The sequence below is a fragment of the Allofrancisella inopinata genome, assembly GCF_012222965.1.
In the GTDB taxonomy this organism is placed as follows: Bacteria; Pseudomonadota; Gammaproteobacteria; order Francisellales; family Francisellaceae; genus Francisella; species Francisella inopinata.
Genome location: NZ_CP038241.1, coordinates 1,715,998 through 1,735,392 on the forward strand (window position 1 = coordinate 1,715,998; position 19,395 = coordinate 1,735,392).

Genomic DNA, 19,395 nt, shown 5'->3' on the forward strand with positions numbered 1-19,395 from the left:
CTGTTTTATTTGAAAACTTTCTCCTTATATTTGTTAGCGTTTTTAGAAACTTTTATTTTCGAATAAGAAATAGTTCTACTTGTTAATAAATAATTAGATAAACCTACTAAAATATGAACAAATACTATACCTAACCCAAGATATGCTAAGTATTCATGCATATTCTTTAACTGTATAACTTGTTCTTTTGGCATAGTGTCGAGAATACTTGGCAATCCAAATGGTATCGTATATGTACCTTTTGCACTTATTATACACCAACCTAAAATAGGCATAATTATTAACCAAGAATATAAAAACCCATGAACTACTTTGGCCGAAAAATCACGCAAAAAACTATAATCTGGTCTCTGAAATATAGCAAACTGCTTTAAAATAATCCTACAAATGGTTAAAAATAAAATACTAAAACCTATATATAAGTGCGAGCTTTTCATAAAATTGTAAAAAACTGTGTTTTTACCAAAAGTGCTTCTAAACTCTATAGATATAAATACTAAGATTAACAAAACGACCGTAAACCAGTGAAGGGCCATAATAATTTTTTTAACTTGATCTCTTTTTAGCATACTTTGAAAAAAAATATAATATCTTAATTCTAAATTATAAGCCAACAGAGACTTTTAGGAAAATATTTTATAGCTAAAAACTACCAAAAGAATGATATAGTATCGTATAGATGATCCCTGTAACAAAGATACACGCAGGGATGGTTAGTAGCCATGCGGTTGCTAGCTTTTTAACAACTCTCCAATTAACTCCTGAATCAGCAAAGCCAGCACCCATGATTGAACCTGATGCAACTTGAGTAGTACTAACTGGTAAGCCTATATGAGAAGCACCTAAAACTAATAATCCTGAACTTAACTCAGCTGAAACAGCATTTGTAGGCTCAAGTTTCGAAAGTTTTGTACTTAAGGTTTTTATGATTTTTTTACCACCAGAAAGAGTCCCCAAACCCATAGCTGCACCACAAACTATTATAACCCAATCTGGAACTACAGTACTCTGTACTAAACCGGCACTTAATAATGCTAAGGTTATAATTGACATAGTTTTTTGAGCATCATTTGAACCATGCGAAAAGGATAATAAACTAGTTGATACTACTTGTAACTCCCTAATGTATTTATTAGTAAGTCTTACATTTTTTACTTGCGTAAAAATGTTTAACAGCACTATACAAACAATTAAAGCTACGAAAAAAGCCAAAATAGGTGAGCTAATCATTGGTACAAGAACCTTATTAACTACTGTAATGTAATTGACGTCTTTATAGCTAGCTCCTACTATAACAGCTCCCACTAAAGAGCCTATTAAAGCGTGGGATGAGCTTGATGGTATACCAAAATACCATGTAAAAAAATTCCAGCTTATAGCTCCTAATAGCGCAGATACAAGAACTATGTCCGAAACTACACTTGTATCTACAAGGCCTTTTGAGATAGTAGCTGCCACAGCTGTACCAAAAAATGCTCCTAAAAAATTAAAAAAAGCAGCTAGACCTATAGCTTGATACGGTGTTAAAGATTTAGTAGCTATTGGCGTAGCAACAACATTTGCTGCATCGTGAAAACCATTTGTAAACTCAAAAAATAAAGCCACGCAAATGATTATTATTAACATTGAGGTAACCATTATGACAAGATCCTATTTAAACTTCTTTCACATATATTCTCATTATTGATTCTGCAACAGCTGTACAAGTTGAAATAGCATTCTCTATGGTTTTGTAGATATCTTTAACCTTCATTATAAAAATAATATCACCCTCTTCAAAATGAGAGAATTTCTTAAGAGCATAGCCTAAATCCTCTAAAACATTCTCATCTAAAACAGTTATTCTTGTATAAAGTGATTTAAGAGTTTTATAATCGCCTTTACTAAAAGCTTTCATCATACCATCTAGAACTTTTGTCATTTTTCTAAGAGTTTCAACACAGTTTGATAAATATAGGTTAACGTTGCCTCTTTCCTCTTCCATTAGGATTTGCATATAGCGATAAGCTCTTACGATTCGCTTATTTAGCTTTGAAAGTAAAGTTATAATATTATGTAATTCGACTCTATCTATAGGTGTTACAAAATATCTGGCTAACTCATGATCAATTTTATTAGCCAACTCAACTGTGACAGTTCTAGTTAATCTTAACTCTTCTGCAAGTTCAGATATGGTTAGATTATCTTTTTCTTTCATTATCTGATCTAAAATCCTTGCTGACTCCTCTACACTCTCTGTAGCCTGTATCAATAGGTCAAAAAATATCTTATCTTGACTTGGAATTAAGGTTTTTACTAGTTTTCGCAACATTATAAATGGTTCCTCTAATTTAGAGTTAGTTACGATGAGAAGTTTATAACAAAAAAATAGATAAAAACACTCTTAATTTACGAAAAAAGATTTTTTGTAAAAAGAGTATTAAACTTAGAATTTAATTCTATTGCTTCATCGAAACTAACAAGCTTAAATCTTAAATGGGCTTTTGGTACAAACTGAGCAAGTTTGTTTATATCTGGCTCAACGACTGTAGCCACTCTTGGATAACCACCTACAGTTTGTCTATGGCGCATCAAAACTATCGGTCCGCCTGGAGAGAGCTGTATTGTACCATCAACTACAGGTTGTGAGATCATTTCTACTTTCTTAATAGACAAAGCATTACCATCTAGAGAGATTCCCATTTGACTTGAGTTTGGTGATATTGTCCAAACTTGCTCAAAAAAACCATTATCTTCTAGAATACCAAACTCTGGACCCTTAATTACTCGGATATAGTTATTTTTATAGTTTGAATCTATAAACTGCTCAATTTCTTTTGACCTTTTCTTACCAATATCTACAATTTGGTTGGAAGTTTGAGCTATAGCAAACATTAAAGTACGAAAACCAGTCTTAATACCACTGAATTCTAGAGTATCTCCTTTTTTTAAAAACTGTATTTGGTTGTATACTACTTGTTTGCCTCCCATAGAAGTATTTTCGTAAGTTGCTCCACACAATATAAAAAGCATATCTTCTTCGGCTGTTATTTTCGCAGGATAAATCATCTCTATAGCTTGAAAATCTAAAGGTTGATTAAATAACTGATAAGCAACTCTAAAACTTAATTGATCTTGGGCACCACCAAGAGATATACCTTTATCTTGAAATCCATATAGCCTTTCATAAACAGGGAACGATAACCCTCCTTTCACGGAAAATATTTTTGTTTGCATACTTAGCCTTTATGATTATATATTTCTTTTACAAGCGCTAGTGCTATTTTACTATCAGAATGGACACAAATCGTCTCGGAATTAAATGTAACTTTTTTACCAGCTATCCTTATAAAACCTTCTTTTAAATCCATATATTGAGACAGTGCCTTGCTTAAATCATGAATTTCTGCATTTGGCATACCCCTGGGAATAAGCATAGGATTATTATTTTTATCTAACATATACCCCCTTTCTGCAAAACTTTCTTTAAGTACCTTTATACCATTTTGTTCTGCGTATTTTCGTAATATACCAACAGGACTAACTAAAAGCTCTTCTATATCGCTATCTAAGCACCATGTTACAAAAAAATTAGCTAACTTATCATCAACGTTTAATTGATTATATAATGCCCCATGTGGCTTAATAGCTTTTATATTACCATCAAAAAGAGCTAGCTGCTGATCAAAAGACTTTTGTAAAGTGGTATTATCAATACTAATAACTTTTCTACCAAAGTTTTGTTTGTCTGGGTAAGATATATGAGCAGTTATTTTAACGTTATTCTCATTACAAAGCTTTGTATAATACTCAACGCTTTGCTTATCGCCAGCATGTCCAGAGCAAGCTATATTTGCAATATCAATATAATTGACTAACTCATCATCTGTTGGATGAGCTACTCCTCTTTCTCCTAAATCACAGTTAACTGAAAACATGACTAAATTTCCCTAAAAATTACTTTATCTGCTGGGCTAAAACTAGAAAAATCTCTAAAAGCTGTTTTACCAATAATATTCCAACCACTAGGAGTATCTGTTGTAAATATAGTAGTCTGCGAGCCACCTATCCCAACAGAGCCAACTTCTATTTTATTTCTTGGCGTAGCCAGCCTAGGTAAACTTAGACTAGTATCTAGTCCCAATAAATAAGGTAAGTACGGTTTAAACCCAAGCATTGCTATATGATATTCTGATGCTGTGTGTCTTTTTATTATTTCCGGCACACTTAAACCTAGTTTTTGTGAAGCAGATTCTAAATCTACACCACTATACTCAACATCAATATAATGTGTTTTAAATTCTATATAGCTACTATAATCAGCTGATTCTATTCTTCCAAGGATTTTGTTTTGTAAGGATAAAAAATCATTAGTATAAAGAAAATGAAAAGCTATTGAGTTATATGCCGGTACAATGTCATGAATCTTTAAATCGTTACAAAATGACTTATCTTCTGAAATAGATTTATAAATTCTAAGGATCTTAAGATTATCATCTATAGAAAGTCGATCACTTAGGTTATAAACAAAGCAGCTTTCACTTAAAAAATAGTAACCCATAAATAACTTGCAGCAAGTGTACCTTTATATACTATTTTACAGCTTAGTTTTATTTTGAGGTACTTTTTTGCAGATCTCTGGTTCTAATGTATATAAAGTTATCAAGCCAACTATAGCACTTAAACATATAACACCAACAGCTGCATAATCAGAGAACTTACCTGCTAAGTAAAAGCATACAAATGGCAATAAGCCTCCATATACCCCAAACCCTATATTATAGGCCAGAGCAAAGCCTGTATAGCGCACATTTTTTGGAAAACAGTCTGTAAATATTACCATAATATTGCCATAAAAAATCCCAAAGATTACTCCCATGACTATAAAGAAAAATACCAATAGCTCACTATTTGCCTTGTATAGCGCATACATTGGCAAAGGTAAAATAAGCATCAAAACTAATCCTGCTGTAATTATGGCTTTTGTAGCAAAAAACTTTGTCAGCCTAGCAGCCAAAGCACAAGATCCTATAAACACAGCTAAGCTTATAGTAGTTAGTAAAGCTACATTAGTGTGAGTTTGACCAAGTACTTCCTTAATAATATTAGGCAATATAGTAATCTGAAAGTATGCTACAACTGCTCCAGGAAAACATAATAGTATCATATACAAAATACTAGCTTTATACTCTAAAAATAATAATGTTAGCTTAACCTGAGTTTTTGGTGCACTTTTTTCCTCTTTCGCACCACTATGTTTAATAAAGAATGACAAAATCACTAAAAGAATTGCTACAGCAAATAAGATTCTCCAGCCTCCATTTGCCATAAGTTCATCTGGTATAAAATAACTAATAACCTGAAAACTAACTATAGCAAGTAATATTCCACCAAAGGCGCTTGCTATCACATTTGCTGAGGCTTTAGCTTTACCCAAGGCTGTAGTTTCACCTTCTATAAGAATAACAACAGAACCACTATATTGCCCCCCAATTGCTATACCTTGTAATATTCTAAAAACCACTAATAATAAAGGAGCTAAGATTCCTATCATAGTATATGGTGGTAACAAAGCCATACCTACTGTAGGAACTCCCATAAAAAATGCTGCCCAAGCAAGAGCTGAGATACGTGATTTTTTATCTCCTATGTAGCCAAAAATAATTCCCCCAAGTGGTCTAGCAAGAAAACCTACAGCAAAAGCACCAAAAGCAAATAAAAAGTTGGTGAAAGAGTTATTAAATGGAAAAAATGCAGCGCCTATATATCCTGCACAAAATGAATACACAGTAAATTCATACCACTCTGCTGAACTTGCAAGAAGGACTAGTAGTTTTTTCATAAAAATCTGAAAGTAAAACCTGTATATTATTTTATTAAATTATAAAAAAACAAAAAAATATAGCTTTTTAATGGAAATTCTGTAAGAAAAATACCTAAAACTTAAACCAAAATGAGAAAAATAAGACAAAAACTACTTTAATCTAACCACTAAAACATCAACATCTGCTTCATGCAGTATTCCATTAGCCGTAGAACCTAAAAAGAACCTACCAATGGCGCTTCTTCTATGGCTTCCCACCACAATTAGATCATTTCCTTGCTCTTTAGCTTTTTCTAAAATACTATTAGAAACTCCCCCAATTAACACAGATTTTTCTCCATTAATATCATTTTCTTTGGAAAATTCCTTTATAGCATTTTCTACCTTTGCTGTTTCATAAGTCATTAGAGATATACTGTCATTTGGTATAACAAAAGCTGTATCTACTCTTGCATTATAGAGCTTAGCTATTTCATTAGCTTTTGCCGCTACCGCACATGAATCACTTTCTAAATCTGTAGGCACCAATACCTTTTTGTAGTCTACAATCGCTGTTTGCTTATCTTTACCAACTCGTATTGTTAAAACATCACATTTTGCCTTATGTAATACAGCATTAGCAACCGAGCCTAACAATAAGTTAATACCATGAGTAGCATGTGAGCCCAAAACAATTAGATCGCATTCATTTTCCTCAGCATATGCAACTATTTCAGAAGCTGGATTACCTACTAAGATTTCATGCTTAACATCAAACCCTGAAATTTTAGCCACTATTTTTGCTAACGCTTCTTTTGCATCTCTTTCTATAGAGTGCTGGAAATCAACTATAGAAGGTGCAAAAGGTGCCACACAATCAACTACAGAAATAACCTGAAGCTGTTTGATGTTGTTTTTCTTAGCAAAGTTAACTGCAGAATCAATAACAACATTTGCTTTCTCATAAACATTAATTGCTAACAGTATTTTTTTATATGCCATAGTAGCTCTCCTAATTTGGACTTCTTTGAACTTCAATTATAGCAAACAATAACTATGAAGAAAAACTTTTATAACTGATTAAATGTTTTACTGGTTAGGACATTAATGCTTCGAAAAGTAAGTCACCGTACTTACAATAAGTATAATATTAATAAAAAACAAAAGTAGAAGTTTTGGGTAAGTAAGGTTCTTACTAAATAGGTTATAGTTAAAGAATATTTGTTTTGCATAAAAGTCGTAACAGCTACATTTTAAAATTATTTTATAGCATAATAGGTAGCTAAGTTATAACATTAAGAAAAATTGTTTATTAAAAAGTATGTACATAAAAAATATTAGGAACTTCTCAATAATTGCTCACATTGATCATGGTAAATCAACTCTTTCAGATAGGTTTATCCAAGTTTGTAACGGCTTGACTGAACGTGAAATGAAAGAGCAAGTTTTAGACTCTATGGATATTGAAAGAGAACGAGGAATCACAATTAAAGCTCAATCTGTCACTTTAGATTATACAGCTAAGGATGGTCAAACCTACCAGCTTAATTTTATTGATACACCAGGACATGTTGATTTTTCATATGAAGTTTCTCGTTCATTAGCAGCATGTGAAGGAGCTCTTTTAGTTGTAGATGCTGCTCAGGGAGTAGAAGCGCAAACTGTAGCAAATTGCTATACAGCGATAGAGCAAGATCTAGAGGTTATCCCTATATTAAACAAAATTGATCTACCATCTGCAGATCCAGAAAAAGTTGCAGAAGAAATAGAAGAAATTATTGGAATAGATGCAACAGGTGCTACTACATGTAGCGCGAAGACAGGTTTAGGTGTAGAAGACGTTTTAGAAACTATTGTTGCAAAGGTTCCAGCTCCAGCTGGTAATCCAGATGATAAGTTACAAGCTTTGATTATAGATTCCTGGTTTGATAACTATCTTGGGGTAGTATCTTTAGTTAGGATCAAAAATGGTACTTTGAAGGTAGGTGAAAAAATCAAAGTAATGTCCACGGGCAACTCTTATCAAGTTGATAAGGTAGGTGTATTTACTCCTAAAATGAAAGACCTTGATCACTTAAAAGCAGGTGAGGTTGGTTTTATCGTAGCTGGGATAAAAGATATCCACGGAGCTCCGGTTGGTGATACTCTTACACATACTCATAATCCTACTGAAAAAGCCGTACCTGGTTTTAAAAAGGTTCAACCACAAGTCTATGCTGGAATGTTTACAATAAGCTCAGATGACTACCCTGACTTTAGAGAAGCTCTAGAAAAACTAAGTCTTAACGACGCTTCATTATTTTTTGAGCCAGAGGTTTCTCAAGCATTAGGTTTTGGGTTTAGATGTGGTTTCTTGGGTATGTTGCATATGGAAATTATCCAAGAAAGATTAGAGAGGGAATATAACCTTGATTTAATAACTTCAGCACCAACAGTTGTTTATAAAGCAATAAAAAAAGATGGTGAAACAGTTGAGGTTGATAACCCTGCTAAATTACCTGACCCGGGAGCTATACAAGAAATCCAAGAGCCTATAGTTAGAGCAAATATACTTGTACCAAAAGACTATGTCGGTAGTGTAATTACTCTTTGTATAGAGAAAAGAGGTATACAGGTAGATATGAATTATGTAGGTAGTCAGGTTTCTATAGTTTATGATTTACCAATGATAGAAGTTGTATCGGACTTTTTTGATACTCTAAAATCAGTAACCAAAGGTTATGGTTCACTAGATTATGAATTAATCCGTTATGAGCCTGCAGATATGGTTTGCCTAGATGTATTGATAAATGGTGACAAGGTAGATGCACTAGCAAGCATTGTTCATAAAGAACAAGCTAAGTACAAAGGTAGAGAGCTAGTTGAAAGGTTAAAAGAACTTATTCCAAGACAAATGTTTGAAGTAGCTATTCAGGCCGCTATAGGTGGTACAATTGTTGCTAGAAGTACAGTTAAAGCTTTACGTAAAAATGTATTAGCTAAATGCTATGGTGGTGACGTTTCACGTAAGAAAAAGCTTTTAGAAAAGCAAAAAGAGGGTAAAAAAAGAATGAAAAATATTGGTTCAGTTGAAATCCCTCAGGAAGCTTTTTTATCTGTGCTTAAAAAGTAATATAGGATAAAAATATGTCCAAAAAAGTAATAGTAGGTATTTCAGGAGGAGTTGATTCTTCGGTATCAGCTTTGTTGTTAAAACAACAAGGCTATGATGTTACTGGTGTTTTTATGAAAAACTGGGAGGAGGATGACACTGATGAGTTTTGTTCTGCTGAACAAGATATAAAAGATGCTCAAGCAGTATGTGACTCTATAGGGATACCTTTTAAAAAAATAAATTTTGCAGCTGAATATTGGGATAATGTTTTTGAGCATTTTTTAACTGAATATAAAGCTGGGAGAACACCTAATCCAGATATTTTGTGTAATAAAGAAATTAAGTTTAAAGCCTTTCTAAACTACGTTCATCTTTTAGGAGGTGAGTATATTGCAACAGGACATTATGCTAGAACTAGAGTTGCCAAAGATGGTTCTGTACAATTAGTAAAAGGCTTGGATGATAACAAAGATCAGACTTATTTTCTATACACACTAGGACAAGAGCAATTAAAACAAACACTATTTCCAATAGGTAATACACCAAAAGAAAAGGTTCGCCAAATAGCAAAAGAAAACAAGCTTGTTACTTTTGATAAAAAAGATAGTACAGGCATTTGTTTTATTGGTGAACGTAAGTTTAAAGATTTTTTATCTAAGTACTTACCTGCCCAAAAAGGCGAAATTCATGACGAAAATGGGATTAATATTGGTGAACATGATGGACTTATGTATTATACAATTGGACAACGACAAGGGCTAGGCATAGGCGGGGTAAAAAATCGCCCTGAGATACCTTGGTTTGCAGCAGCGAAAGATCTAGAAAATAATGTTTTAATAGTTGTACAAGGTCATAATCACCCAATGCTTTTTAAAAGTAAACTGCATGCTATAGATTTAAGTTGGATAGTTGGTATGCCCCCATCAAATAATTTTAAATGTAGCGCAAAAGTTAGATACAGACAAAAAGATCAATCTTGTGAAGTTATAGTAAATTCTGATGGCACTGTAGAGGTGCATTTTGGTCAGCCACAAAGGGCTATAACGCCAGGTCAATCTGTAGTTTTTTATGATGATGATATCTGTTTAGGTGGTGGAATAATAACCTGAAATGATATTTCAACATTAGACTTAGAATTAGAACTAGTTATTAGTTGGATTGACAACACTACTACCACTGCCAGTCATATTTGTTACTAAATTATTGTCATTATTTAAGCTAGCTACCATTTGAGTAATTTCTGTATCTATAGAGCTACTTTGTTGGCTATCATTTGTCTCTTCATCAACGATCTTTTTTAGATAACTATCAACCTCTTTAGTTACTTTTTTCTGACTTTTATGAACATCTTTTTGTGCATATTGAGCTTCGTGTACGGCATCCATAGTCATATGAGTGTATAGGTATGCAGGGTCTATAACAAAAGGCCTTAAGTTTGCGTTGTATTTCTTCACTACACCAGGAAAATCAACAGTGTAAGCGACTTTGATTTGTTTTTTACCTTCAGAATTAGTTACTACCATAGCAACTAGATTTGCAGCTATTTTGAAATCTCCTCTAACCAGATGATACTGCTGTTGTCTATCCATCATTATTTGTCTAACAGGAGTTGCATACACCTCACCTATTTTTATAGGCTTATTGATGGTCGTAATTCCAGCTTTCTCAAGTTCAGAAATAGCATAATTGCCACCGTAATTATCTTTTTCTAGGAGTATATTCATTTTGATCATCTTAGCCAAGACATCATTTCTAAAAGATTTGGTCTGCTTTAAACTAAAAGCTAGACAAGTGCCTGTATCATCTTTTTGGAAACATCCATTTCTTTTATCTATTAGAATAAATAACTTTTGAGTTTTATCATAATATAATTGGTAGCTAGGAGTATCATCGCCGTGACCAAGGTAAACAAACTGGTCATTAGTCAACATATTACAGGAGCTGAGCAAAACGATTAGTAATACTAAAGCGATTTTTTTAAATAAGTTATGTATATACATGTGTAATCCCAATTTTATATATCTTTAAACACAATTTTTGCTTAGAAGCGCTGAAAAGTAAAGCTTTGACTATGAAAAAATTAATAAAATCCTACAGTCTAGCATTCTCTTGCATTAATTTCTTATATTTTTTTTCTATCATTTGCCTTTTAAGTGGCCCTAAATGGTCAAAAAAAGTTATCCCATTAAGATGGTCTATCTCATGTTGTACACAACGAGCTAAAAAACCTTCCTTTATAATCACCATGTCTTGACCAAATTCGTTTAAAGCTTGAATCTTGACTGTATTAGCCCTTTTGACTTTTGCTGAAACGCCTGGAAATGATAAACACCCCTCTTCATCTATAATTTCGCCATCTTTTTCAATAATTTGAGGATTAATTACAGCAATAACATTAGGCTCAGGACTTTCTAAGTCATCAACCATAATAAAAAACCTCTTTTTTATGCCTACTTGAATTGCTGCAAGCCCAACACCGCCAGCTTGTGTCATAAGTTGACGCATTTCACTAAACGTAGCTCGCAACTCATCGTTTATCTCATCTTTTGAGACTTCTTTTGCAATCTCTTTTAATACCGGGTGTGGGTATTTTAAAATCTGTAGAGACACTATTAAGCTCCTTGAATTTGTATATCCTTTTTCATCTTTGCCATAGTAATAGCTGCTTGTACGCAATACTTTCCTTTATGACCTTTTTTTCCGCCCACTCTATCTAAAGCTTGGTCTTTATTGTGGGTAGTTAATACACCAAAGATTACTGGTAAATTGTATTGATGCATAACTTTTTGTGTACCGTAGCTTACCTGTTCACATACGTAATCATAATGGTCTGTTTCACCACGAATGACACAACCAAGTAATATTATAACATCAAACTTGCCTGTTTCAGCAAGTAGTTTAGCAGCATATGGCAACTCAATAGCTCCTGGTACTTTGTGTATTTCAAGTTGATCATCTTTTAAACCTTGTGTGTGTGCCTCTTCTAGAGCACCTTCAAGCATTTTATCTGTTATTAATGCGTTAAACTCACTTACAACTATAGCTAATTTATTCATACTGATACCTATATACCCCTAATTGTGTGTTTCATTTTATTTTTTTTAGTTATAAGATAGTCTTTATTATGTGAATTTACAAAAGCCTCACATGCAACAGGCTCTGTCTCTATACCAACCATTCTCAGAGCATTAACTTTTTTTGGATTATTTGAGATTAATCTACATTTATCAATTTTATTGTACTTTAATACTTGAATAGCTAAATCATATTTTCTAGCATCCACAGGTAACCCTAGTGCTAAATTTGCCTCAATAGTATCCATATTATCATTAATTTGTAAATTATAGGCTTTAAGCTTATTAGTTAAACCAATACCCCGACCCTCTTGGTTAAGATATATAAGATACCCTCCTTCTTCATTAATCATTTGCATAGCTTTCTTAAGTTGAGCTTGGCAATCACAACGCAAAGAACCAAATAAATCTCCAGTTATACAAGAAGAGTGCATTCTTACTAAAGGTTTATCTCCTTGATATGGTTTGGACAATACAACTACTTCATCACTGTTAAATTTATCCTTATAAACAGATATTTCAAGCTCACCCACATCAACAAAGGGTATAGAAGAGCTAGCCGTTTTCTCAATGAAAATTTCTGTTGCTAAACGGTATTGATATAGTTCAGCAATAGTTAGTACAGGTAAACTATGCATTTGAGTAAAATTTTCAATGTCTTTAGCTTTCATCATTGAGCCATCTTTATTCATAAGCTCGCATAGAACACCAGTGCTGTTAAAACCACTAAGTTTCATTAAATCAACGGTTGCTTCTGTGTGACCATTGCGCCCTAAAACACCTTTATCATTAGCAATTAGTGGGAATATATGTCCGGGACGAGCTAAGTCTTCTGCTTTAGCCTCAGGTGCTGAGGCAACTTGAATTGTGTGAGCTCTGTCCTTTGCTGAAACACCCGTAGTTACACCTTCTTTTGCTTCTATAGTCACTGTAAAAGGAGTACTAAAAGTACTATTATTCTGATCTGCTGCAACCATTGGAGTCAGATTTAACTTTTTAGCCTGCTTGGAGTCCATCGCTAAACAGATAATGCCACTTGTATGCTCTAACATAAAAGCAATATTTTGTTCAGTTGTCATTTGCCCTGGTAGTATAAGATCTCCCTCATTTTCACGATCGTAGTCATCAAGGACGACAACAGGTTTACCTGATTTAAGCGCTTGTATAGCTTTTGTTATATTATTTTTTACTTGTTCAAACATTTTTGAGCCCTTGTATATATTTATAGATATATTTACCTGTAGCATCAGCTTCAAGATTTATCTTAGAGTTTTTAGTATAGTTTTTTGCAATAGTGGTATCTATTGTGTGTGGTATAAGAGCTACAGTAAAACTTTCATCTAAAATATCCACAACAGTAATGCTCATACCATCTATAGCAACAAATCCTTTAGGAATTAGATACTTTAAAAGTTCCTTTGAAGCTGTTATTTCAATAATCCATGCTCCACCAACGTCTTTAATCTCTTTAATAGAGCCTTTTTCATCAACATGGCCCTGAACTATATGGCCTCCGACTAAGTCTCCATAGCGTATAGCAAGTTCAGTATTTACAGTATCTCCAATATTTAGTTCATTTAGGTTCGTTTTGCTTAGAGTCTCTGGGACAGCGTCAAAACTTGCTATAGTATGTTCTAAATTAAGGTCTGTGACCGTTAGACAGATCCCGTTTATAGCAACACTATCTCCTACACTACATTTACTACAGTTTTCAAAAGCAATATAAAAAGTTTTTATATTATCTCTGGCAGTTATTCTTTTTACAGTTCCTAATTGCTGAACTATTCCACTAAACATTTTAATCTTCCTTAATTTTTGAATTTATAAGTAAATCACATCCAAGTTGGCTAGTCTTATTAATAACTAGTTGTTTTTTAGGGTTATTATTAGCCACCAATACGGGTGATACGTATGTTACAAATTCATTAATTGCATCTATTTTGGCAAAACTTTCTATAAGTTTCATACCACCTTCTAAAAGTGCACTTGTTATGCCTATGTTAGCCATTTTTTTTAATAAACTATTTATACATACCTTGTCTTTTTGAGCTGGTAGTATCCAAAATTCGATACTTAAACTTTGTAATATTTGTTTTGCTGCATCTGTTATACCAGTGCATACAAAAATTGTTTTTGTATTAGTTTGGTCTAAGATTTTCCAGTTTGGGTCTATTTGTTGTATTTTAGTAAATATAACCACCTTGAGAGGGTGGTTGATCTCTTTAATATCTAAGCGAGTACTCAGTTTAGGGTTGTCTTCAAGCAGGGTATTTTTACCAATAATTATGGCATCACAAATGTTTCGTAATTGGTGTGTGTAGATAGCTGCCTTATCTGAGCTGATTTTTTTTGAATCATCAGCGTTAACAACAGTTTTACCATCTAAAGACATTGCCCACTTAGCAAATACATAAGGTTTTTTATATAGTTGGTAATAGAAAAATATTTTGTTTAATGCTTGTGCTTGTCTTTCTAAAACTCCTACTTTAACTTTAATTCTAGCTTTTTTTAACTGTTGGACACCTTTGCCAGCAACTTGAGGATTAGGATCAAGAGTTGCTATTATAACTTCTTTAACTTGAGCTTTTATCAAAGCATCTGTACAGGGTCCAGTTTTACCTGTATGGCAACATGGTTCTAGAGTAACATACACGATGGAATCTTTGATTTGTTTACCAGCTTGTTTAATAGCTAAACATTCGGCATGAGCTTGTCCAGCTTTAATATGCCAGCCTTCTGCGATTATTTTGCCGTTTTTAACGATTATGCAACCCACCATAGGATTTGGAGACACGGTAAGTCTACCTCTAGCAGCTAGAACCAAAGCTTGTTGCATATAATACTGATCGATATTTCTCATTAGCCACTTTGTCTTTTTATTAGCAAATAAGGGCAGAAAGATAAGCTAAGAATATAGCAATCCGCTAATTAAAACGTAACACCTGTCTTAATCAGAGTAAGTTTAGCTATAAAAATACTAATATTACTATCTTCTTTCATCCAGACTTTAACTGTCGGCTTTGGAATCTCACCAAATCTGCTAGACCCCTTATAACATTATAAGAGCGCTCGCGGGCTTCTTATGTAAAGTTACCGCCGGTAGGGAGTTTCACCCTGCCCTGAAGATTTGCTAATAATTATAGCATTAATGAATCAAATATCTAAGTGATAAAATAAGTGTGGTTTAAAGAATTTAGCTTATTCTTTATGTGCCAGTTGTAAAGGCATGCTAAAAGCATATTTTCTCACAATTTCGCCACCGATAAGGTGTTTTTGGATTATCTCTTCAAGCACTTCTGGCGTACATGAATGATACCAGATGTTATCAGGATGAACTACTGCTATAGGACCATTTTGACAAATTCTTAAACAGTAGGTTTTAGTTCTGTAAACATGTCCATTTTGGGTTAACTTTAGTTCTTTAAGCCTCTTTTTTAAAAAGTCCCAAGATTTTAATGACGTTTCCCCAGAACAGCATTTTTGTCTGTCTTGGTCACAACATAAGAATATATGTTTTTGGATATTCTCAAGTTCAAGGCTTTTTGCTTTTTCATCCAAAGATAAACCCATAACCGTGTCTCCAAAATAGGTTTTTTCTGATAATATATTTATGCCAATACTAAAATATTAACACTTGGAGTAAAAATGGAAAAGAATATTTCTAACGAGATGTTAGAAGAACTTGCAAAAACGTATATTAAAGATGTTAAAAGTAAGAGAAGATGGCGGCTATTTGTACGAAGCGTAATAGTTTTGTTAGGAATAATTATTATAGTGCCTAACTTGTTTTTTTCAACAAAGGAGCTAGGGCCTCATGTGGCATTGGTCAAAGTTGACGGTATAATAGCAGCTGACTCCCAAGCAAATGCTCAAAGAATAAACAAAAGTTTGGATAATGCTTATAAAAATAAGTTTACAAAAGCCATAATTGTAGAAATAAACAGTCCAGGAGGCTCACCGGTACAGTCTGATGAAATATACTCACATATGAAATATCTTCAAAAAAAATACCCTTCAATCCCAATGTATGCGGTGTGTACAGATGTATGTGCTAGCGGAGGATATTATATAGCAGTAGGAGCAAAAGAGATTTATGTCAATAAAATGACTATCACAGGTTCAATAGGGGTAATAGGAAGTAGTTTTGGTTTTACTGGTTTAATAGATAAACTAGGTATAGAACGAAGAATATATATATCTGGAAAAAATAAAAACTTCTTAGATCCATTTTCTCCACAAAAACCAAATCAAGTAGAGGATTATCAACAACTTTTAGATCAAAGCCACCAAGTATTTATAGATGCAGTTTTAAAATCAAGAGGAGATAGGTTAAAAGATAAATCTAATGAAACAACTTTCTCTGGGCAACCATTTAGTGGTATAGAAGCTAAAAAAATAGGTCTAGTAGATGGTTTTGCATCTATAGACCAATTAATGTACGAAAAACTACATGGCATGGAGATGATCGACTATACTCAACCTTTAGATTTCTTAACGAAAGTATCAAGCAAGTTAACTAATGGTGTTTATTATAAAGCATTGTTAGAGAATAGCTTTAGTTTGAAATAAAATATTTAAAACATTGAAACGTTGTTTAACCAGGATTATAATCGATAGACATAATGATTTAAGTTTCAAACTAAAAAACTAATAAGGAAAGATAGTTATGAAAAAAACAATTATTGGTGCAGCAATTGCAGGTAGTTTAATGTTCTCAGCTACTACAGCCATGGCTGGTGGGGTTGGTTTTGCTAATGTGCAAGATATCTTTGAAACATCTCCACTTGGTAAGGCAAAAGTTACCGCTGACGAGAAAAAATTAAAACCTCAAATGGATGAGCTTAAACAGAATATCACAGCTTTACAAGATAAAGTAAACTCTTACACAGAGGAGAAAGATCAAGTAGAGTTTGATGAAGCAAAAGGCGACACTAAAGATGCAGAAAGTGCAGATCAGCAAGAAAATGCTGATAAGCAACAAGCACAAGTTGATCTACAAAAAGCAATGAAAGAGTACCAAAATCTTATGGCTCAGGTCCAAAAAATGGCTTCTGATGACGCTGATGCTTTCAAAGATGCTCTAACTAAAGCTTCTGCAGAAGTTGCTAAAGATAAACAATTAGATGCAATCTTACCAGCAGAGATGAGTTTGTATAACGTTGATAGTATAGATGTGACTAAAGAAGTAATTGCAAAAATGCAATAAATTTTCTATTTTTCAGTTAGAATATAATTCTTTAAAACCTGTCATATACTCAGGGCAATATTATCTGATGATGTATGACTAAAGAATTATACTTTTTGCTATATTTTTTGTCTCCATTACCCTTTATCATCACTTAACATTATTTTATTTGTTATACCAAAAGCTATATCAACAAAAGGTTTTCTCCTTTAGCAGTAGAATTATATCCTAAGCTATTAGATAATAAACTTATCTAGAATGATTCTTAAGAAGAAATATGAGCATATCCTCAAATAAACAAGAAATTATCGGTGGCTTAATTCTTTTTACTGCGGCTATAGCAGCTATTGTAGTAAACAATACACCATTATCTTTGTATTACGGTATGCTTGAAACTGTAAATGCTAAAATAGGCATAGGTCATTTAATCATAGATAAAAACTTAATACACTGGGTAAATGATGGTCTAATGGCTATCTACTTCCTTTACGTTGGCCTAGAAATAAAAAGAGAAGCTGTGGTTGGAGCTTTATCAAAACCAACAAATGTAATTGTACCAGCAACAGCAGCTTTTTTAGGCTTACTAATCCCTTCTTTTATATATCTTCTTATAAACATAAATTACCCTAATTTTATAGCTGGCTGGGCCATTCCATCAGCGACAGATATAGCCTTTACACTTGGTATTCTGGCTTTGCTTGGCTCTAGAATATCATCTACCCTTAAATTACTAGTTGTAACTATCGCTATTTTTGATGATATTGCTGCAATTATTATTATCGCTATATTTTATACAACTAGTCTCTCTGTACCTTCATTACTTTTAGGGACAATGTTTATTGGGTTGATGTTTATTTGTAATCTTATATTCAAGGTTAAAAGAATTTCTTTATATGTTGTAATTGGGTTTTTTGCTTGGGCTTGTACTATTAAGTCAGGTGTACATGCTACTTTAGCAGGCTTTGCAACTGCAATGTGTATTCCTTTTGAAAATAAAAGAGATAAAGAATCTCCTATTAGGTTTATGGAAGAATCATTACAACCTTGGGTTGTGTATTTTATACTGCCAGTATTTGCTTTTGCTAATGCGGGTATTAATTTTTCTGGTTTTAATTTTTCAATGTTTTTTGAGCCTATAACTTTGGGTATTATTTTAGGCTTATTTATTGGTAAACAGTTAGGCATATTCACAGTGTTATTTATCTTTAAAAAAACTAGATTTTTTCCTATGTCTAAGAATTTATCAAATGCTCAACTATATGGAATAGGCTTAGTATGTGGTATAGGTTTCACAATGAGTTTATTTATAGGCACACTTGCTTTTGATAGCAATCGAACTTTAAACCTTGTCAAGCTAGGTGTATTAACTGGTTCTGTATTGTCTGGAATATTTGGGTATATTATATTAAGACTAGTTACCTACAAACCTAGTAAAAGCATTTCTAACTAAAATCAATTTATATTTTGAGCTATAATATAGTATTAAATATTTTTTAGTAACATGTTATATGCTTATAAAAAGCTCTTCTCAAGAGTTACGAAATAAATTCTGTTTAATGAGTTGGAACACTTTTAAAATAGATTATAAAAACCCTCAAGCATTCAGGTCTTACATAACTAATATACACTCTGAGCATAATGTAGATATTTTCTGCTTACAAGAGGCTGTACACCATGACGATACAGTATTTCCAATAGAAAATTTTAATATAAATTTTGCGTCAAATATTATCCTAAAAAACCATAATTATGGAGTGGCTACTGTAAGTCATTATCCTGTAGATAAAAATATTAAGATTCTCACTACACATCGCGAGTCTGTTATAAAAACACATAAAGCATCTTTAATAAGTCATATAAAAATTAACGATAAAAAAATAGTTGTGGTAAATATTCACGCTATAAATTTTAAAAGTAATAAGGTTTATGAGTATGAGTTTGAAAAAATAAAAGAGATTATTGATCCAGTAAAGTATAAAAACCCTATTATAATAGCAGGTGACTTTAATACTTGGAATAGAAAAAGAGTAAAGCTAATAAAAGATTTTTGTCGAGAATTCAAGTTTAGAATAGCTTTTTTAGATGAACCAGACCTAGTTAAATCTTTCCAAAAGAATCATCTAGATTTTATTCTCTATCGGGGTCTAAAACTAGATAAAGCTTGTGTTTTAGATTGTAAAAAGATATCTGATCATAACCCAATAGTTGCTGAGTTTATTCTAGAGTAGAAAAGTCTGTTGATTTAATAATAAATACCTAT

The 19,395-nt window shown here is 32.8% G+C and carries 21 protein-coding genes and 1 riboswitch; of the genes, 6 read left to right on the forward strand and 15 right to left on the reverse strand.

Annotated features, from left to right (window positions below; all coding sequences use genetic code 11):
* Positions 1–5 precede the first annotated feature (5 nt).
* The 8 genes from E4K63_RS07905 to E4K63_RS07940 form a co-directional block, all read right to left on the reverse strand.
* Positions 6–569 (reverse strand): cytochrome b, encoded by a 564-nt coding sequence (locus E4K63_RS07905; RefSeq protein ID WP_133940902.1) that lies wholly within the window; start codon positions 567–569, stop codon positions 6–8.
* 73 nt (positions 570–642) lie between these two features.
* The gene (locus tag E4K63_RS07910; protein ID WP_133940904.1) at positions 643–1,638 is read right to left on the reverse strand and encodes an inorganic phosphate transporter; all 996 of its coding nucleotides are present in this window, start codon (positions 1,636–1,638) and stop codon (positions 643–645) included.
* Between the two features lie 16 nt (positions 1,639–1,654).
* Positions 1,655–2,311, reverse strand: coding sequence for a DUF47 family protein (locus E4K63_RS07915; protein WP_035720517.1), 657 nt, complete (start codon positions 2,309–2,311; stop codon positions 1,655–1,657).
* 77 nt (positions 2,312–2,388) lie between these two features.
* Complete coding sequence (locus E4K63_RS07920) at positions 2,389–3,216, reverse strand: 5-oxoprolinase subunit C family protein (RefSeq protein ID WP_133940906.1); 828 nt, start codon at positions 3,214–3,216, stop codon at positions 2,389–2,391.
* A gap of 2 nt (positions 3,217–3,218) precedes the next feature.
* On the reverse strand, positions 3,219–3,917 hold the full coding sequence (locus tag E4K63_RS07925) for a 5-oxoprolinase subunit PxpA (protein ID WP_133940908.1): 699 nt from the start codon (positions 3,915–3,917) through the stop codon (positions 3,219–3,221).
* Positions 3,918–3,919: 2 nt separating this feature from the next.
* On the reverse strand, positions 3,920–4,540 hold the full coding sequence (locus tag E4K63_RS07930; protein ID WP_133940910.1) for a 5-oxoprolinase subunit B family protein: 621 nt from the start codon (positions 4,538–4,540) through the stop codon (positions 3,920–3,922).
* Positions 4,541–4,576: 36 nt separating this feature from the next.
* Entirely contained in the window at positions 4,577–5,821 is a 1,245-nt protein-coding gene (locus tag E4K63_RS07935; protein WP_133940912.1) for an MFS transporter, read from the reverse strand.
* 132 nt (positions 5,822–5,953) lie between these two features.
* Positions 5,954–6,784, reverse strand: a complete 831-nt coding sequence (locus E4K63_RS07940; RefSeq protein WP_133940914.1) for a universal stress protein — start codon at positions 6,782–6,784, stop codon at positions 5,954–5,956.
* A 325-nt stretch (positions 6,785–7,109) separates the two neighbouring features.
* Here E4K63_RS07940 and lepA point away from each other — a divergent pair, with 325 nt between their 5' ends.
* Both lepA and mnmA read left to right on the forward strand, forming a co-directional pair.
* Positions 7,110–8,894 carry a translation elongation factor 4 gene (lepA, locus tag E4K63_RS07945; RefSeq protein WP_133940960.1) on the forward strand — a complete coding sequence of 595 codons (1,785 nt, stop codon included), beginning with the start codon at positions 7,110–7,112 and terminating at the stop codon, positions 8,892–8,894.
* A gap of 14 nt (positions 8,895–8,908) precedes the next feature.
* On the forward strand, positions 8,909–9,985 hold the full coding sequence (gene mnmA, locus E4K63_RS07950) for a tRNA 2-thiouridine(34) synthase MnmA (protein ID WP_133940916.1): 1,077 nt from the start codon (positions 8,909–8,911) through the stop codon (positions 9,983–9,985).
* 33 nt (positions 9,986–10,018) lie between these two features.
* Here the strand turns inward: mnmA and E4K63_RS07955 are convergent, their stop codons facing one another.
* The 7 genes from E4K63_RS07955 to E4K63_RS07985 form a co-directional block, all read right to left on the reverse strand.
* The gene (locus tag E4K63_RS07955; RefSeq protein WP_424922888.1) at positions 10,019–10,876 is read right to left on the reverse strand and encodes an FTN_0109 family protein; all 858 of its coding nucleotides are present in this window, start codon (positions 10,874–10,876) and stop codon (positions 10,019–10,021) included.
* A 91-nt stretch (positions 10,877–10,967) separates the two neighbouring features.
* Complete coding sequence (gene def, locus E4K63_RS07960) at positions 10,968–11,486, reverse strand: peptide deformylase (protein ID WP_133940918.1); 519 nt, start codon at positions 11,484–11,486, stop codon at positions 10,968–10,970.
* Between the two features lie 2 nt (positions 11,487–11,488).
* Positions 11,489–11,932: a 6,7-dimethyl-8-ribityllumazine synthase gene (gene ribH, locus E4K63_RS07965; protein ID WP_133940920.1), complete on the reverse strand. Its 444-nt coding sequence runs from the start codon at positions 11,930–11,932 to the stop codon at positions 11,489–11,491.
* An 8-nt stretch (positions 11,933–11,940) separates the two neighbouring features.
* The gene (ribB, locus tag E4K63_RS07970) at positions 11,941–13,152 is read right to left on the reverse strand and encodes a 3,4-dihydroxy-2-butanone-4-phosphate synthase (RefSeq protein ID WP_133940922.1); all 1,212 of its coding nucleotides are present in this window, start codon (positions 13,150–13,152) and stop codon (positions 11,941–11,943) included.
* Positions 13,145–13,747, reverse strand: a complete 603-nt coding sequence (locus tag E4K63_RS07975; RefSeq protein ID WP_133940924.1) for a riboflavin synthase — start codon at positions 13,745–13,747, stop codon at positions 13,145–13,147. Before E4K63_RS07975 ends, ribB begins: the two co-directional genes overlap by 8 nt.
* A gap of 1 nt (position 13,748) precedes the next feature.
* On the reverse strand, positions 13,749–14,810 hold the full coding sequence (gene ribD, locus E4K63_RS07980; RefSeq protein WP_133940926.1) for a bifunctional diaminohydroxyphosphoribosylaminopyrimidine deaminase/5-amino-6-(5-phosphoribosylamino)uracil reductase RibD: 1,062 nt from the start codon (positions 14,808–14,810) through the stop codon (positions 13,749–13,751).
* A gap of 124 nt (positions 14,811–14,934) precedes the next feature.
* Positions 14,935–15,081, reverse strand: a riboswitch (FMN riboswitch).
* Positions 15,082–15,148: 67 nt separating this feature from the next.
* On the reverse strand, positions 15,149–15,520 hold the full coding sequence (locus E4K63_RS07985; RefSeq protein WP_133940928.1) for a (2Fe-2S) ferredoxin domain-containing protein: 372 nt from the start codon (positions 15,518–15,520) through the stop codon (positions 15,149–15,151).
* A 75-nt stretch (positions 15,521–15,595) separates the two neighbouring features.
* Between E4K63_RS07985 and E4K63_RS07990 the strand changes: the two genes are divergently transcribed.
* From E4K63_RS07990 to E4K63_RS08005, 4 genes are all read left to right on the forward strand, one after another.
* On the forward strand, positions 15,596–16,519 hold the full coding sequence (locus E4K63_RS07990) for a S49 family peptidase (RefSeq protein WP_133940930.1): 924 nt from the start codon (positions 15,596–15,598) through the stop codon (positions 16,517–16,519).
* 97 nt (positions 16,520–16,616) lie between these two features.
* The gene (locus tag E4K63_RS07995) at positions 16,617–17,156 is read left to right on the forward strand and encodes an OmpH/Skp family outer membrane protein (protein WP_133940932.1); all 540 of its coding nucleotides are present in this window, start codon (positions 16,617–16,619) and stop codon (positions 17,154–17,156) included.
* A gap of 256 nt (positions 17,157–17,412) precedes the next feature.
* Positions 17,413–18,585 (forward strand): Na+/H+ antiporter NhaA, encoded by a 1,173-nt coding sequence (gene nhaA / locus E4K63_RS08000; protein WP_133940934.1) that lies wholly within the window; start codon positions 17,413–17,415, stop codon positions 18,583–18,585.
* A 58-nt stretch (positions 18,586–18,643) separates the two neighbouring features.
* On the forward strand, positions 18,644–19,363 hold the full coding sequence (locus E4K63_RS08005) for an endonuclease/exonuclease/phosphatase family protein (protein WP_133940936.1): 720 nt from the start codon (positions 18,644–18,646) through the stop codon (positions 19,361–19,363).
* Positions 19,364–19,395 lie beyond the last annotated feature (32 nt).